This is a genomic window from Rufibacter sp. JT20002 (assembly GCF_056491185.1).
Genome location: NZ_JBSZJY010000003.1, coordinates 395,093 through 411,560 on the forward strand (window position 1 = coordinate 395,093; position 16,468 = coordinate 411,560).

General features: G+C 49.1%; 12 protein-coding genes. 6 read left to right on the forward strand and 6 right to left on the reverse strand.

Annotated features, from left to right (window positions below; genetic code table 11):
• Positions 1-187 precede the first annotated feature (187 nt).
• Complete coding sequence (locus ACW9SV_RS15615; RefSeq protein ID WP_479557688.1) at positions 188-622, forward strand: hypothetical protein; 435 nt, start codon at positions 188-190, stop codon at positions 620-622.
• 45 nt (positions 623-667) lie between these two features.
• Here the strand turns inward: ACW9SV_RS15615 and ACW9SV_RS15620 are convergent, their stop codons facing one another.
• Together ACW9SV_RS15620 and ACW9SV_RS15625 are read right to left on the reverse strand one after the other, a co-directional pair.
• A complete protein-coding gene (locus ACW9SV_RS15620; RefSeq protein WP_479557689.1) occupies positions 668-1,183 on the reverse strand; it encodes a nuclear transport factor 2 family protein in 516 nt (171 codons plus the stop codon).
• Positions 1,184-1,253: 70 nt separating this feature from the next.
• Positions 1,254-1,853 carry a hypothetical protein gene (locus tag ACW9SV_RS15625; protein WP_479557690.1) on the reverse strand — a complete coding sequence of 200 codons (600 nt, stop codon included), beginning with the start codon at positions 1,851-1,853 and terminating at the stop codon, positions 1,254-1,256.
• 384 nt (positions 1,854-2,237) lie between these two features.
• Here ACW9SV_RS15625 and ACW9SV_RS15630 point away from each other — a divergent pair, with 384 nt between their 5' ends.
• From ACW9SV_RS15630 to ACW9SV_RS15640, 3 genes are all read left to right on the forward strand, one after another.
• Positions 2,238-3,185, forward strand: coding sequence for an N-acetylmuramoyl-L-alanine amidase (locus ACW9SV_RS15630; RefSeq protein WP_479557691.1), 948 nt, complete (start codon positions 2,238-2,240; stop codon positions 3,183-3,185).
• Between the two features lie 276 nt (positions 3,186-3,461).
• Positions 3,462-5,786, forward strand: a complete 2,325-nt coding sequence (locus tag ACW9SV_RS15635; RefSeq protein WP_479557692.1) for a penicillin-binding protein 1A — start codon at positions 3,462-3,464, stop codon at positions 5,784-5,786.
• Between the two features lie 1,350 nt (positions 5,787-7,136).
• Positions 7,137-11,078, forward strand: a complete 3,942-nt coding sequence (locus ACW9SV_RS15640) for a T9SS type A sorting domain-containing protein (RefSeq protein WP_479557693.1) — start codon at positions 7,137-7,139, stop codon at positions 11,076-11,078.
• Positions 11,079-11,295: 217 nt separating this feature from the next.
• Here ACW9SV_RS15640 and ACW9SV_RS15645 read toward each other — a convergent pair whose 3' ends face one another.
• From ACW9SV_RS15645 to ACW9SV_RS15655, 3 genes are all read right to left on the reverse strand, one after another.
• The gene (locus tag ACW9SV_RS15645; RefSeq protein ID WP_479557694.1) at positions 11,296-12,210 is read right to left on the reverse strand and encodes a TIGR01777 family oxidoreductase; all 915 of its coding nucleotides are present in this window, start codon (positions 12,208-12,210) and stop codon (positions 11,296-11,298) included.
• A gap of 143 nt (positions 12,211-12,353) precedes the next feature.
• Complete coding sequence (folE, locus tag ACW9SV_RS15650) at positions 12,354-13,019, reverse strand: GTP cyclohydrolase I FolE (protein WP_479557695.1); 666 nt, start codon at positions 13,017-13,019, stop codon at positions 12,354-12,356.
• Positions 13,012-13,419 carry a 6-pyruvoyl trahydropterin synthase family protein gene (locus ACW9SV_RS15655; protein WP_479557696.1) on the reverse strand — a complete coding sequence of 136 codons (408 nt, stop codon included), beginning with the start codon at positions 13,417-13,419 and terminating at the stop codon, positions 13,012-13,014. The genes folE and ACW9SV_RS15655 overlap by 8 nt, the downstream gene beginning before the upstream one ends.
• Before the next feature lie 140 nt (positions 13,420-13,559).
• Between ACW9SV_RS15655 and ACW9SV_RS15660 the strand changes: the two genes are divergently transcribed.
• Together ACW9SV_RS15660 and ACW9SV_RS15665 are read left to right on the forward strand one after the other, a co-directional pair.
• Positions 13,560-14,315, forward strand: coding sequence for a DNA repair ATPase (locus ACW9SV_RS15660; protein WP_479557697.1), 756 nt, complete (start codon positions 13,560-13,562; stop codon positions 14,313-14,315).
• A 256-nt stretch (positions 14,316-14,571) separates the two neighbouring features.
• Entirely contained in the window at positions 14,572-15,492 is a 921-nt protein-coding gene (locus ACW9SV_RS15665; RefSeq protein ID WP_479557698.1) for a bestrophin family protein, read from the forward strand.
• An 88-nt stretch (positions 15,493-15,580) separates the two neighbouring features.
• Here the strand turns inward: ACW9SV_RS15665 and ACW9SV_RS15670 are convergent, their stop codons facing one another.
• Entirely contained in the window at positions 15,581-16,435 is an 855-nt protein-coding gene (locus ACW9SV_RS15670) for a pirin family protein (RefSeq protein WP_479557699.1), read from the reverse strand.
• Between the last annotated feature and the right edge of the window lie 33 nt (positions 16,436-16,468).

The window sequence follows — 16,468 nt, forward strand, 5'->3', positions numbered from 1 at the left end:
AAATACTTTATTGGTTGTGCCCCAACTATTAAACGGTGAAAACATCTGCCCTTCGGTACGGTTTATCAATGGAAAGCGTCAATCCACCACTTTAATAAGAAAAGTTCAATCCTGTTTTGTTGGAAAGCCAAACAAGAAATCTACCTTTATGTATCCGTCTGTTGTTCCCCTCTCAAAACGTAAAGCCATGCGATACGAACTCAAAAACTCCTTTGATAGAACCTTCTATGTGGTGGAGCATAACCAAGAGCTAGACATTGTAGATACGCTCTGGTATGGGTACGCCTCCAAGAATGACTTGCATGCCGCCTTGGACGTAGGGCTGAACCTTCTGGAACAAACCCATTGTGCCTACAAACTCAACGACAATTCTGAGTTCAGCGGTCCGTGGGAGGAAGCGGTTGCCTGGCTGGAGAAAGAGTGGTTACCTAAGGCCATGCAGTCTGGTTTGCGTTATCTAGCCCACGTGGCCAACCAGCACTCCTTCGGCGAAGCCGCGGGGCATGCCATGGAAGTAAGCCTGATTGGCAAGAAACTGCAATATAGAATGTTCACCTCCCGCGCCGATGCCCTTGCCTGGCTTAAGTCATGCAAAGTAAAGCAAGCCAGCCTTTCCAACTAGTCTTTTTAGGGTAGTTGCCGCTTCTACGTTAGAGAAAAAGGAGGCTCAGGGAGTGGACTTTGCTTTGGCGGCTTGGGCGGCCTTTAAGTCGCAGTTTTCTTTGCGGCGCGTGTCTGTAATAGAGAAGATCTTCCAGCCTTCGGGGCTGCGGTACAATTGGAAAGCGTCTACGCCGCAGTGACTGAAGGTGTCGCCAATGTAAAAGGCGTACTCGCACCAAAGGGTGGCCAAATCACCGTCAATGTTCACCTTTACGTCCCAGATACGCTCATCTAATGCCTTTTCACGGGGTTGGGCAATCATCTCCACAAATTTATCCATAGGAGTTTCACGGGGCAGCACCTTGCCGTCTTTACCGGCTCCCACAGAAAGCAGCCGGGCGTTCGGGGCCAACACAGAACGAGCCATGGAACTGTCGCTTGCCCGCATGCCGTCAAAGAACCGCACCACCGCTGCCTCCACAGCTTTGGCATCTTGGGAAAGTGGAGCCGCTTTTTTGGATTGGGAAAAAAGGCTGCCACTTAAAAGCAGACAGATGGAGAGCAGGAAAAAGGAACGCATGGCAGCAGGGATTAGCAAAAGGTTTAGGTTAGGTCTTACTACCGAAAGATACAGATTGGGCGGCAATTCGCTATATCAGGATAAGTCTTTCTCTAAGCAAGGCCCGCAGCTCGGGCGGAAGCCCAAAGTGGGTATCCATGAAGTCGTCCAAAACTTGGCGGGTATGCGGGGAGATAAGGTCCTGAATCTTTTCCATGGCCTCGCCGCTGATCATGTACGGCATGTAGGTGTAGAGTAAATCCTGGCCGTTGCATTGGGCAAGAATCTGGTAATCAAGGCACGCTTCGCGGGGAGTGCCGTTCACAATACAATGGGATAGCCAGTTGTCTAACCTAAGCGGCTCCGGCAAAGAAAGCAGGGCCTCCCGGCGAGCTACAAAATCCACGTTTTCATGAAAATAAGCGTTAATCATCTCCCTTGACTCCGGGGATAACTCCTCCCGTAACTGTTGCGCGCAGGCCAGGCACATGGCATATTCAAAAACAACGTCCTGCATTCCGGCGGCGGACGAGAAACGGACGGCTTTCTCCACCAGGTAATGCATCCCATCTTGCAGCAGGTGGCAATTGCAGGAAATGCAGGAATGAAACGGCGCTCCAGATGCCTCAGAATGTAATTCCTTGGGCAGTGGCTCAAATTCCTGACCGAGGTAAATAGGAGGTAAGTTCATGCTTTAAACAAGAAATTGTTGTACTGAGAAGCTAAGTTACAAGTTTGTCCCGATTGGAAAACCTAATAACTTGTTTTTCTGGCTTTTTTATGAGAACAGCCTAAAAATACGTCCTCCAGTTCGGATTAGAAGAGCTGCCTAAGAATTTGACTTTACACTATAGAGTAAGTAAGTCACCGGAGTTAAAAACGCCTGTTTCTAGGCTTGTTCTTGTTTTCTAAGCCTTAAATAGCAGAAGGAAAGATTCTTTGGGTGTAGCCTAAATAAGGAAGTTCATTTGCCAACCAGATTTACAGGGTTCAGGATTGGCTTTCAAGTTGCCCTAAGCAGAGGCAAGCCAACCGAAAAATTTAGCATATTTGGCATACTTAAATCACCCGCCTTATGAAACGTGCCACACTCCCCCTTTTCCTTCCTTTTTGCCTGTCTATAGTGGTGGCTTCGTGCTCCACCAATCCGTATGCTGCTACCAACAAGGTGTACAAGAAGCAAGCCAAGGCCTTTGCCAAAACCCTGCGGACCACGCCCGTAACCAATCCCGGAGAAGACAGCCTGCGGCAAGGCGACCAATGGGTAGGTACCACTAATTTCAACCTTCGCAAGCCAAACTACGTGGTCATCCACCATACCGCGCAGAATTCTACCGAGCAAACCCTGAAAACCTTTACGGTGCCCAAAAGCCAGGTAAGCGCCCATTACGTGATCGGCCGCGATGGCAAGGTGTACCACATGCTCAGTGACTATCTGCGAGCCTGGCACGGCGGGGCCGGGAGATGGGGAAACAACACCGACCTTAACTCATCGTCCATTGGTATTGAGCTGGATAACAACGGCTCTGAGCCCTTCGCTGAGGCGCAGATCAATAGCCTGCTGCAGGTGTTGGCCATCCTAAAGAAAACCCACGGCATCCCGACGGCTAATTTCATAGGTCACTCAGACATTGCGCCCACCCGGAAAGTAGACCCCAACCCAACTTTCCCCTGGAAGAAGCTGGCAGATGCAGGTTTTGGGATCTGGTACGATGAAGAAGCGGTCCGCAACTCGGTTTTTGAATCGGTGATTCCTCCTTTCCAGGACTCCACAGCGGTATCGGTGACCGACAGTGCCGCAGTGTCTACGCCCGTGTTGGTACCTAGTGCCGTGATAGACGTAGATACCATCCCGCTAAGTTTCCAGCCCAAAGATGCCCTCCGCATTATCGGGTTTGACGTCTCTAACCTGGAGGCTGCTACCAAGGCATTCAAGCTGCATTTCATCCAGAAAGAGGTGAACGGCATCCTCACCGATGATGACAAGAAGGTTTTGTACCACCTTTACAAAATGAGCCTGTAAATGACCTTCTGCCATCCTTGGGAAAATACCTAGGGCTTATCCTGGTTGCTTTTCTTTGAGAGTGGGCAACCTAGTATCTCAATTGGAAGAGAAACTCTGGGAAAGGCCCTTTTTGCATGTTGTGGGCTTGCGGAGGTAAAAGGAAAACCTTTCCATTTTTACCGCAATTCTCAGAAAAGAACTTGTAAACAGACGCACAACTTCGGGAAAGCCAACACTTTCCCGTAACTTTGAGCGTTTTTTGAGAAGGCGGGTGCTGTGCCCGTGAATAGCCGCATGCCAGAAATACAAGAAATAAAACCCCCGCGTACTAAATACCAAAAATGGATCAGGAATCTCTGGAAGCTTTTTGTCTTTGGAACCCTGTTCATTATCCTATACTTCGTCTCAGTAGACCTCAACCTGTTCTACCTGTTTGGGGAGTCTCCAGGGCTAGACGACCTAGAAAACCCACGCAACAACCTTCCTTCTGAGATCTACACGTCAGACGGGCTGTTGGTGGGCCGGTACTTCCGGGAGAACCGTGATTTGGTGCCGTTTGACAGCATTGCGCCAGTGATGGTGAAGGCCTTGGTGGCCACCGAAGATGAGCGTTTCTATGAACACCAAGGCATCGACCCTATCTCGGTGATGGCGGCGGTGAAAGACAACCTCAAAGGTGATTCGCGGGGAGCCTCCACGCTTACCCAGCAGTTAGCCAAAAACCTTTATAAAACGCGTACCAAAAACACCAAGGGCATCCTGGGTCATGTGCCGCTGGTGTCTACCGTGGTGGCCAAGACGAAGGAGTGGAACACTTCTATTAAATTGGAGCAGCGCTACACCAAAGACGAGATTCTAGGCATGTACCTGAATACCGTTGATTTTGGGAGCAACGCCTTCGGGATTAAGGTAGCGTCTAAGACCTTCTTCAGCACCACGCCAGACAAGTTGAAGCCCGAGGAGGCTGCCATGCTGGTGGGCGTCCTGAAAGCACCCACTACCTACAACCCTCGGTTCAACCCTAAAAATGCGTTGGCCCGCCGCAACGTGGTGCTCCAGCAAATGGCTCGCAATAAGGTCATCACTCCGGCCCAGGCCGATTCCTTATCCCTGCTGCCTATAGAGCTGAAGTACCACGTAGAACAGCACCTGGATGGGGTGCCGGCCTACTACCGACAGGCCGTAAACGAATTTGTGCGCAACTGGGCCGAGGAGCGGGAACTGGACATCTATGCTGATGGCCTTAAAATCTACCTTACCATTGACTCCCGCATGCAGCGCCTGGCCGAAGAAGCCCTGCGCGAAAGGATGAAAAGCCTGCAAAGTCGGTTTGAAAGCCACTGGCGCGGAAAGAATCCGTGGGTAGATGACCAGAACAAAGAGATTCCGGGGTTTATTGAAAATGCCATCAAACGCACCGGGGTGTATCAGTCGCTTAAAAACAAGTACGGAGACGATACTGCCGCCATCAACACTGCCCTGAACACGCCTAAGAAGATGACCGTCTTCAGTTGGAAAGGACCTAAGGAGATGACCATGAGCTCCATGGATTCCCTGCGGTATTACAAGAAGTTCCTGCGGGCCGGTATGATGACCATGGATCCTTTTTCGGGCCACATCAAAGCCTGGGTGGGTGGTATTGATTACGAGAACTTTAAGTATGACCACGTAAAGCAAGCGAAGCGCCAACCGGGTTCTACCTTCAAGCCCTTTGTGTACGCGGCCGCCATTGACGGCGGGTACTCGCCCTGTGACAAGATTCCAGATCAGCGGGTGACCATCAAATACGTGGAGAACGGCAAGCCGATGGAGTGGACGCCTAATAACGCCAGCTATTCTATCTCGGGGCGGCAGATGACTTTGCGCCACGCCATGGGCCGTTCCATCAACACCGTTACCGCGCAGTTAACGGAGGCCATTGGTTGGGATACGGTTAGGGATTTCGCCCGCAAGATGGGCATCACCAGTCCGCTGCAGGCAGTGCCTTCTATTGGATTAGGTTCTTCTGATGTGAGTATCTATGAGATGGTGAACGCCTACAGCACGTTTGTGAACAACGGGTTCTTGAACAAACCTATGTTGGTGATGCGCATAGAAGATCGCAACGGCAACGTGGTAGAGCAGTTCAATCCCCAGCAGAAGCGCGTGATCTCTGAGGAGACTGCCTTCCTGATGGTGCACATGCTCAAAGGAACCATGGAAGAGCCGGGAGGTACCTCGCAAGCCCTATGGGAGTACGATCTCTGGAAAAAAGGAAACCAGGTAGGTGGGAAGACCGGTACAACCTCTAACCACTCAGACGGCTGGTATATGGGCGTGACCAAAGACCTGGTAACCGGGGTATGGGTAGGCGGAGAAGACCGCAGTATTCACTTCCGGACCTCCTCTACCGGAGAGGGTTCTAAGACCGCCCTGCCTATCTTTGGCCGGTTTATGGAGAAAGTGTACCGAGACCCAAGCCTGGGAATCAAGCTAGGCGCCTTCCCTAAGGCAAAGACCAAAATCAATAAGCCCTACAACTGCATCACAGTGGTGCCTCGTAAACCTAGGGTGATTGATACTACAGCCGTAGATACCATGCTGGAGCAGCTGAATGACAGCATCTCTTCACAGTTCTAAACCTTCTATGTAAATGTGACAGTGTAGCTTTAAGAAGCGTTTTAAGCCCCATTTCAGGAATCATCGGTAAAATCAATGCCGACTCCTGGAATGGGGCTTCTTTGTTTTAAAGGACGAACAAGGCCATTTATAGTCTAAAGCTATTCTTTGCTTCTGGTTCTGGTAATAAAGACTCATAGTCCTCCTAGCAAATTTGTACAGGCAGGACAGAGAATGTCTTGAATTAACCTGAACTGGGTAACTGCAGGTAAGGGTGGGAGAGACAGCTAAAAAGCTGGTGATGCTTTAATTCTTGCTCTAATGGCAGGTAAAATCCTGTTGATCTAAAGAAAGTCAAATTTTAGGCATAAAGTACGCTCTTTGCTTGTATAGGGCATTTCTTGACTTTGTACTGCTCCATTGTCGCACAAGATTTAAGGTCGCTTTCTGCTTATAAAAAGGTAAGTAGCACTTCTCAAATAAAGGGCAAAAAAGACCCGTTTCTACCTACTCTGCCTTGGTTTTTAGTTTTAAAGTAATTGTACTGATTAAAAGGCAGTAGATCAATGGTTTGTAAATGTGGAATGTAGTGTTTTGATGATTTTTGTGGTATGTAAAGAATGCTACTGCACTTTAGAAATAAAAAGCCCTAAATTCTTATTTAAAATAGTTTAATGTTATGATTTTAAAGGAGTTATCTATATTAGTTGGTTTTAATATTAGTAATGTTCAATATTTGAATAGGTTAACTATGGGATATAAAAGGAGGTTTATGTATCTGATTTGTAAATAAATAATAATAAAATTTTACAGAAATTTATTTCTTAATCATATTAGAATAATGAAGAGGGGTTAACGAAAGGCTGAAAAAAAGGTTCTAAATTCTTTATATATTTTTCTTATTTTATTTGTATAGTTATATTGTGAGGGTTGTCTGGTTTAGGTTTCCTGTATAATTTTGAAACATGTTAAAGTAGAGAGAAATTGTACTCTTTATTATTGTTCCACTTTATACTGATGTAGCTTATACGGTAACTAACTGATATTAATCCGATTTCGTCTTTGTCTAAAAGGAATTTTGTAGGTTGTTTAAACAACAACCAAGCCAAAGATGTTGGAGTATGATTGCTGAATTGTATTTTTCCCCCACCTCTCAGGAATTTGCTTAATGGCGCAGGTATGCTAATTCACTAGTGCTGCCTTTCTGCGTGCCAATTTAATCCTGTTTTCTTCAGTTCTAATTGTATTTCATTTCGCAAGTCTTGCGAGGGCTCTCACTTCACTTTGTATGCCTCTAACTCTATTAATAGCTTAATTATTAGAGGTTTAAAGTTGTGTCAAAATTGTACTAAGCCTTTATGAAACCCATGAATGCTTACCCGTCATTCCTTCCACACTTCACGCGCCATGAACCCTACCAAACCCATACTTTTAAGCTTATTTATTTTATTATCCTATCTCATACCTAGAACCTCGCCTGCTAAGGCAACCAATGAATCTAAACTGAAAGTAGTGTCCATCAAACCTTCCGTTAACACCGGAACAGACTATTCTGCTTGGTTGTCTGATGACATGAAAAAGCTGGTCCCTACCAATTGGGAGCCTATCAACAAACGATACGTTGATGTGACCCTAAAACTGGAGAAGAAGAGTGTGTTGTCCAGGATCTCCCTTTATGATTACCAGGGCACCTTCAAATCTTATCCGGCTACTATCTATGCCTTAGTAGGCACCCAGAAGATAAAGCTGGGCACCTTTACCGGAAAACTATATCTGCAATGGGTAGACATTAAGCCCACCAAACGCATAGAGGCCGACGCCATCATCATCCGGAAGTATTACAACAACATTCCGCAAAAGGTGAAAATCTATGGCACACCTGTAAAAGCTTCCACTCCAACACCCACTAACACTGTAAAAGGGAAGACCGCAGCCGTAATTACCTTTGCCGCTTTACCTGTCAAGAAATTCGGAGACGTACCATTTGGCATCTCCGCTACCAGCACCAACACTTCTACACCCATCACCTTCACTTCTTCCAACACAGCAGTGGCCACCGTGGCCAACACTACCCAAGGTTGGAAAGTCACTATCAAAGCGGCAGGTACTGCCAACATCATCGCTTCCCAGGCAGCGGGAGGCAAATACGCGGCGGCGGCCAACGTAAGCCGGACGCTAACGGTAGCCACTATCCCGGCAACCATCACCTTTGCCTCGCTACCGGCCAAGAAAGTAGGAGATGCTCCGTTTCTGCTAACCGCTTCCAGCACTAACACTACTACCCCAATCACTTTTACCTCTTCCAACACTTCAGTAGCTACAGTAGCTAAGACTACCGAAGGCTGGAAAGCCACCATTGTGGGCGCAGGAACCGCTAACATCACTGCCTCCCAGGTGGCAGGCGGAAACTATTCTGCTGCCACCAACGTGACCAGAGCTTTAGTTGTATCAGAAGTGACTACTGCGCCAGTAGCGGCCGTCATCTCGTTTACGGCCCTTCCTGCCAAGAAGGTTGGGGATGCGCCTTTCCTGCTGAAAGCTACCAGCACTAATACTGTCACTCCTGTCACTTTCAGTTCCTCCAATGCCAGTGTGGTTTCAGTAGCCAATTCCCCGGAAGGGTGGAAAGCTACGGTGGTGGGAGTAGGTACTGCCACCATTACAGCCTCGCAGGTGGCTGGTAACGGGTTTGCCGCTGCTGCCAATGTAAGCCAGGCCCAACCGGTAACAGCCAATCAGGCCGTCATTACCTTTGGCGCGTTGCCCAATAAGAAAGTGGGGGATGCACCGTTCCTGTTAACGGCCACCAGCACCAACACCACTACGCCTATCACATTTGCCTCTTCTAATACAGCAGTAGCCACCGTTACCAACACCGCAGAAGGCTGGAAAGCTACCATCGTGGGGGCGGGCACTGCCAACATTACCGCTTCTCAGGCAGCGGGGAACAATTACTCTGCGGCAACTCCTGTTTCCAGGGCCTTAGTAGTAGCGACTACCATCACTGACGTTACTCCGCCTGCCACAGGTACCGTAGTGCAGGGAGAGATTCCGTACAGATCTTACTGGGGATACCAGAAAGACAAAAGCAACCAGAACCTCCATAAACTGTTTGACGGGGTGCTCACCGAGAGCGTACACATGGGAACAGGGGAGTTGCTGCCTGTATCAGACATCGTGTTGAACTTCCCCGACCAAATGGAGGTGGAGTTGCAGAAGATCAGCTTCTTTGATGGGCAAGGATCTATCCCGGCTGGGTATGAGATCCAGACCATCTTTGTGGAAAGAGGTACCGGAAGAGAAATTGTGGGGCCTACCTACAATGGAAGCAAATACAACATGTGGGTGGACCATGTCCTTTCTACTGTTAAGGTAAGTGCCGTGATCCTGCGCAAAAGAAAAGGAATCACGTTGCCAAACGAGATCAAGTTCTACGGGAGATACAGAACCTATACCCCACCCACCTTCACCAAGCCAGCTTACCCTTTAAAGCGGATGTTGGGCATCAACACGTATCCGGCAGATAACTCCAGCACCATTGCCGATAGGTTGGTGCAAAAGATAAATGCCATTGCGCCTTACCACGTGGTGCGCGACTATGTAGATTGGGAAATTCTGGAAACCAATTTGGAGGGAGAGTATGCTTTCCAGCCTACCATGAAAGGAAACTGGAAACTGGATGATATCTACGCTCGCCACAAAGCCAACGGCAAAGAGGTACTGGTATGTATCAAGAATATACCAGGTTGGATGCTGGCCACCTACCCAACAGCCATCAGAGACCCGGAAAATGCCCCAATGCCTTACAAGAGCAGCTATACCACTGTCACCAGCACAGGAACCAACTATTTCAATGAGGCCTACAACGCCGACAAACAGAACCCTGCCTCTTACGTGAAAATAGCCAAGATGGCGTTTCAGTTTGCCGCCAGGTACGGCTCTAACACCAGCGTGGATCCTGCTTTAGTAAAGACCAAAAGCACCGTAAAAATTGGTTTGAACCTGATTACCAAAATGGAGGCCAATAACGAACCAGACCGTAACTGGAAAGGCCGCCAAGGAAACCAGACCAGTGATGAATACGCTGCCTACCTGAGTGCTTTCTATGACGGCCACATGGGTACCCTGGGGCCAGGCGTGGGAGTAAAGCAAGCTGACCCGAACATGAAAGTGGTGTGTGGCGGTATTGCGTCCACTAAAACAGCTTTCTACCAGGGAATCATTGACTGGTGTAAGAAGAACAGAGGGTATTTGCCAAATGGGAAAGTGAATCTGTGTTTTGATGAGATCAACTACCACGCCTACAACAACAATTACGATGGTGAGCAGTACGCCGATGGCGCAAGGGTAGGAGTAGCCCCTGAAATGTCATTAGCACCGTTGAACATCAATAACTTCCACCAGATTAATAGGGAGTTTATTGGAGACGGCGACATGCCGATCATCATCACCGAGACAGGATACGACTGGAACAGCAAAACCCAGGGCACGAAAGTGATTGGCAGCAAAGACAAGTTCCAGGTGCAGGGCGACTGGATCCTGAGAAGCTCCTTGGAGTATGCCATGGCGGGCTTGTCTGGTCTGTATTTCTACCAGTTGTATGATGACCCAAGCGGCTCAATCACCAACACCACGCAGTACGCCACCAGCGGCCACGTAGATCGAGTGACCTTTGTGCGCAGACCGGCCGCCGATTACATGGCCCAGGTTTGGAAGCATTTCGGGGACTTCGTTCCGGTAGAACGTTTAAGCAAAGACCCAAGAATTGACAAGTACCGCGATGATAAAGGCCAAAACATGTACGCCGCCTGGATTCCGGATGACAAAGACAGACGCAGTGATTACACCTTGACGCTGGGTACCGATTCAGCGAATGTGTACTACACCCGCATCGGCAGAGACTCCATGGAGGTGGTGAAGGTGAAGACGGTGAACGGAAAACTAAACGTGACCATCACCGAGACGCCAATCTTCATTGTGGCTACCGGGCAACCCGTCATCCCCACGGCCGAGATCTCCAGCCAGGCAGCCATTGCCCCGCAATTGGAGGTGGAAACAAAACTGGACATCTACCCGAATCCATTCAGCCAGAATACCACGGTTGAGTTCCAGGTAGCTCAAAGCGGAGACGCGGTGTTAGACATCTTTGACTCTCAAGGAAAGCTAGTGAAACACCTCTTTGTAGGGAAAGCCGAGAGCGGTGTGGCAAAAGCCATGCAGTTTAACGCCGGAGGCCTACCAAATGGGGTGTACATCGCCCGCTTAACTACCGGAAAGAAAACTATCTCTAAGAAGATTCTGTTAATGAACTAATTTTTTGAAAGTCATAGAAAAGCCCTTGGGAACTCCTTCTCAAGGGCTTTCTTTTTATTAAGGGTTTTCTTAAAAAGGCTGCTTTTGGGAGTGCAGCAGATGATTGGAGAAGAACGAAAGCACCAGCCTTAGCGGGTAAACCCCAACTTCTACCAAAAAAAGAAAGCCCTCACCGGTATATACCAATGAGGGCTTTCTCTTGATTTATCATGAACCACTAGCTGTTCTTATCATACAAAGATTCTAAGGCTTCCTGTATGTGGTTGTATTCAAAGGTAAAGCCTGTCTGCAGCACCTTGGTGGCGCTAACGCGAGAGCTGTTTAAGACAATTTCACTCATCTCGCCCAACATCAGTTTTAAGCCAAACGCTGGTACGTTAGGGAAAACCATGGGCTTGTGCATGACCTTGGCCAAGTTGCGGGTGAGTTGCTCATTGGTGGCTGGGTTAGGGGCAACGGCATTGTAAACGCCCTGCATTTGCCGGTCTTCAATGGCTTTGATGCACAAACGGCACAAATCGTCAATGTGAATCCAGGACATGTATTGCTTTCCAGATCCTAAAGGCGCGCCTGCTAGCATCTTCACAGGTTTGGCTATCTGCGGAAGTGCGCCGCCTTTGTTGCTCAACACAATCCCAATCCGGAAGATGACCGTCCTGATCCCCAGGTTATGTATTTGCCACGATGCGTGTTCCCATTGCTTGCAAACCTCCGCCAGGAAATCTGAGCCATAGGTGCTTTCTTCCATCATTAAACGGTCTCCTGAGTCTCCGTAGATCCCAACTGCTGAAGAGGCTAGAAAGCCTTTCACGTGGTGCGTTGATTTCTCCAGGTACTGGCAGAGAAGGTTGGTGGAAAGAATGCGGCTGTTCAGGATTTCTTTTTTGCGGGAAACGGTCCATTTTTCGCCAGAAACACTGGTACCGGCCAGGTTGATGATGTAGTCGGCGTAGCGGATGGCGTTTTCGTCAATGTAGCCTTTCTGGATATCCCACTTAAAGGTTTTGTAACGGGCATACTTATCCGGGGAACGGCTTAAATGGGCTACTTCGTAGCCACTGTCAATCAGCATCTCTGACAGGCGTGTTCCCAATAAACCGGTGCCCCCGGCAATCAATATCTTATCTGACATGTTGCGTTCTATACGGTCTACGCCCAGACCAACTTATACGAGGTTTCGCTTAAATGGGTAAGGCTGCTACTTTTAATTAGAGTAGTGAATTGAAAACAACGCGTACGCCTGAAAAATTCATCTTGAAAGATATTCCTTTGGGGTTATCCATTGCGCCGTATGGCTTGTAAAAACTCTAATCTGTAGGCATCTTGCTCAAAAAGGCCAGAATACTCAGAAGTGATGGTGCTGCTGCTCACATCGTTCACACCGCGGCTCATTACGCATAGGTGGTCGGCTTCAATCAAGACGGCCACGTTCTCGGTTTTGAGCACATCACGCAGTTCCTGGGCAATCTGGCGGGTGAGGCGTTCCTGCACTTGCGGTCGGCGGCCGTAATACTGCACAATGCGGTTTAGTTTAGACAAGCCAATCACGTGCCCGTTAGGGATGTACGCCACGTGGGCTTTGCCGATGATGGGCACAAAGTGGTGTTCGCAGCTGGAGTAAAGGGTGATATCGCGCTCTACCAGCATCTGGCGGTAGCCGTATTTGTTTTCAAACAGGCGGGCCACCGGGCGGTTCTCGGGGTTAAGGCCGTCAAAAATTTCTTTCACGTACATCTTGGCTACCCGGCGTGGCGTGCCTTTAAGGCTATCGTCTTCCAGGTCCAGACCCAGTAATTGCATGATCTCCCGGAAGTGGTAGGCAATGCCTTCTATTTTCTGCTCATCTGTGAGGTCAAACGCATCTGCACGCAAGGGCGTGTCCAAAGAACCAGCCACATGCTCTTCTTCGGGATCTTCCTCGTTCCAATCCCTTCTATCCATGGTATTCAACAAAGTTTCTTTCGGTTTCAAATAAAGTGATGGACAACGCAAAGGTATCTGGGAGGTGGGGGCGTAAACGCTGCCAGATCACAATGGCGATATTCTCGGCGGTGGGGTTCAGTTGCTGGAATTCCTGGGTGTCCAAATTCAGGTTTTTGTGGTCAAATTTATCTAAAATTTCTGCTTTTATCAGAAGACTCAGCTTTTTCATGTCATAGACATAGCCTGTGTCCTCATCTACCGGCCCGGTAAGCTTCACAATGAGGTTGTAATTATGGCCATGAAAGTTGGGGTTATTGCAAAGCCCGAAGACATTTTGGTTCTGTTCATCGGTCCAGTTAGGGTTGTGAAGCCGGTGGGCAGCGTTGAAGTTTTCTTTACGGCAGACGGTTACATTCATAAGGCTGAAAACAGGAGTGGGAGCAATTTAGTTTTCAAATCTAGTAGTTCTACTATACGGGGGCTGTATAAATTGGTATGGCTAGTAACCAGAAGCCGTTTTTCTACTAATTTTGAGTTTTAAAAAAAGCTTATTTTAAAATGACCGGCACACGTACGCAGCTTGCAATTCTGGTATTTCTGATGTTTTTAGTGGGAATCTCTTCTGCCTGGGCGCAACGCTCTGCGGTAGAGGAAACCGAGATGGAGATCAATGGCATCAGCCGTAAGGGGCAGCGTATCATGATCCAGCTAGACAGTAAGGTGGTGGAAAAAGCCTGGGCCACGTACCTGAAGGAAAAGACGGGCGGCGTGGTAAAAGGACCATCCCTGCTGCCAACGCCTAAAGCCCAAGCCACCAAAGGAATCTTTGCCGTAGAGAAAGCCCAGCTAGACACCATCAGCAGAAACCCCTTGCGGATTGTCTCCAAAGTGGAACCTACCGAGAAAGGCACCCTGGTGTGGTGGTCGCTGGATATGGGAAATGCCTACCTAAGCAAGAAAGAAACCCCCAAAGAGTGGGCCAGCGGCGCCGTGCTTCTGCAGCAATTTGCCCGAAACCTGTACAAACAAGACATTCAGCTGCAGGTCTCCGATGCCGAGAAAGTAGTTGTCAACACCCAATCCAAGGCCGACCTGGTGGTGCGCGAGGCCAACGATATCCAGACCAGGATCACCAAAAACCAACAGAAAAAGCAGGAGCTGGAAGCGGCTCTGGCGGCCAACGCTCAGGAACTGGTGCAGTTGAACAAAGAGGTGGAAGCCAACCTGAAACAGCAGGAAGCCAACAAGAAAGAGATAGAGAACATGCGCCGGGCCGTAGAGATTGTCAAGGCAAAAATGGACAAGATAGACTAAGCCTTCCGCAAGTAATGAAAGAGAGGACCCGATGTTAAATGATATCGGGTCTTTTTGTTTTGAGGTTTGTTTTAGAAAAAGAAGCCTGAAAGAGACCAGTTACCAGTTAAAGGAAGGGCTTTAGGGGTAATTTCTTTAAAAGAAGGTGAAAACGAGATACTGAAATACCGTGGGAAGAAATGGGGGAGAGTTTAACCTCTACTTGTACCTTTACATCCCCCATAAGTTTCTGAGAAAACGGGTGGGCAGGTAGCGTATGATTGTAAGACAAAGAGAAAATTGGTTTAAGATGCTCTTCGTGTGGAAGGGCTCCGTTTTACCGGCCATTCTGCCCCGATTAGGGCTCCTGCTTGTGATTTCGGTGGCGGTGGTGTTTGTGCAAGGTCGCTTGTTTGAATACAAAATCCCCCTAAACCCCGCGGCGTTCACCTTATTGGGGGTAGCCTTGGCTATCTTCTTGGGCTTCCGGAACAATGCCAGCTACGAACGCTTCTGGGAAGGCCGGAAACTCTGGGGCGCCCTCCTCATTGACACCCGTTCGCTCACCCGCCAGGCCCTTACCATGACCGGCCTTCGGGCTGATTCTCCTGAGGTGCTTTCCTTTGTGCGCCTGCTCATTGCCTTCACCTACGCCCTCAAACACCAACTCCGCAAAACCGATCCTGCTGAGGATTTTCAGCGCCTTCTACCGCAAGAATTAGTGCAGCAACTGGAAAAAGCTCGTTTCAAGCCTATTCTGCTGCTCAGGGAAATGGGCGTGTGGGTACAAGCCGGAAAAGAGGCGGGCCGCATAGATTCTATCACGCAGGCCGCCATTGACCATAACCTGAACCAACTCTCTAACATTGTAGGCGGCTGCGAACGCATTGCCAGCACACCCATTCCGTACACCTACAACGTGTTGCTGCATCGCACCGTGTACCTGTACTGTTTTCTGTTGCCGTTTGGGCTGGTAGACAGCATCGGGTGGATGACGCCGCTTATGGTGGTGTTTGTGGGCTACACCTTTATGGCCCTTGAATCTATTGTGACTGAGATTGAAGAACCCTTCGGAACAGAGCCCAATGACTTGGCCTTAAACGCCATCAGCCAAACCATTGAAGCCTCTCTGTTGGAGATGGCCGGCAAGGAAGTACCCAAAGCCTTGAAGCCGAAAAAGAAGTTTATTCTGGATTGATTTGCTGAGCGCAAGAAAATAGAAATTCCGCTTTGGGCCTGTTTCTAGAAATGCAGGCCCAAAGCGGGATGGAAAAGATAATGCCAAATTAATGGTTCCAGGAGCCGAATTTACCTTGCTGGTAATCGGCGTAGGCCTGGTGGATTTCGGCTTGGGTGTTCATCACGAAGGGACCTTGGGCCACCACGGGCTCCTTGAACGGCACCGCGTGCCCGAACAACAGAATGCTGTCTTCAGACGCCTCTATGGTTAACTCTGGGGCATCGTTGTTAAATTCCACCAGATTCCGGAACGGCACCTCTTGCCCATTCACAGTGAGGGTTCCTTTGATGATGTAGAAGAAGATGTTCCGCTCAGCGGGTACTTGCACACTCAGTTTTCCGCCCGGCTGGAAATACACGGTGCTAAGCACGATGTCTGATAGGGTTTCAAACGCACCGGTATGTCCTTCCCACGAGCCTGAAACCAGGTTAACCGTTACCATGCCTTCGTCCAGCGTGAACGAGGGGATGCTGTCTTTTTGCAAACCTTCGTAGCGCGGCTCGGTCATCTTGTGCTTGGCCGATAGGTTCACCCACAATTGCAGGATTTCCAGCGGCCCGCCGGTTTTCTTGAAGTCAGAAGAGGAAACCTCGGCGTGGATCAGGCCACGGCCCGCAGTCATCCACTGTACGCCGCCCGCGGTGATCACGCTCTCGTGCCCGCCCGAGTCTTTGTGCATGATGTCGCCTTCCAGAATGAACGTGACGGTTTCCATGCCCCGGTGCGGGTGCGGCCCAAACGGCAAACCCCGGTTATTGGGCTTGTACACCTGGTGCCCGTGGTGGTTCAGAAACAGGAACGGGTCTATCTGCTGAAGGCTGCGCGAGGGCAGCGGTGAATACGTCACCAGATCTGCGATGGGCGAGTACTCGGCTTTATGGATTTTCTTGATGCTTCTCATGTGGGTACATTGAATATGCTGCTATATACGAAA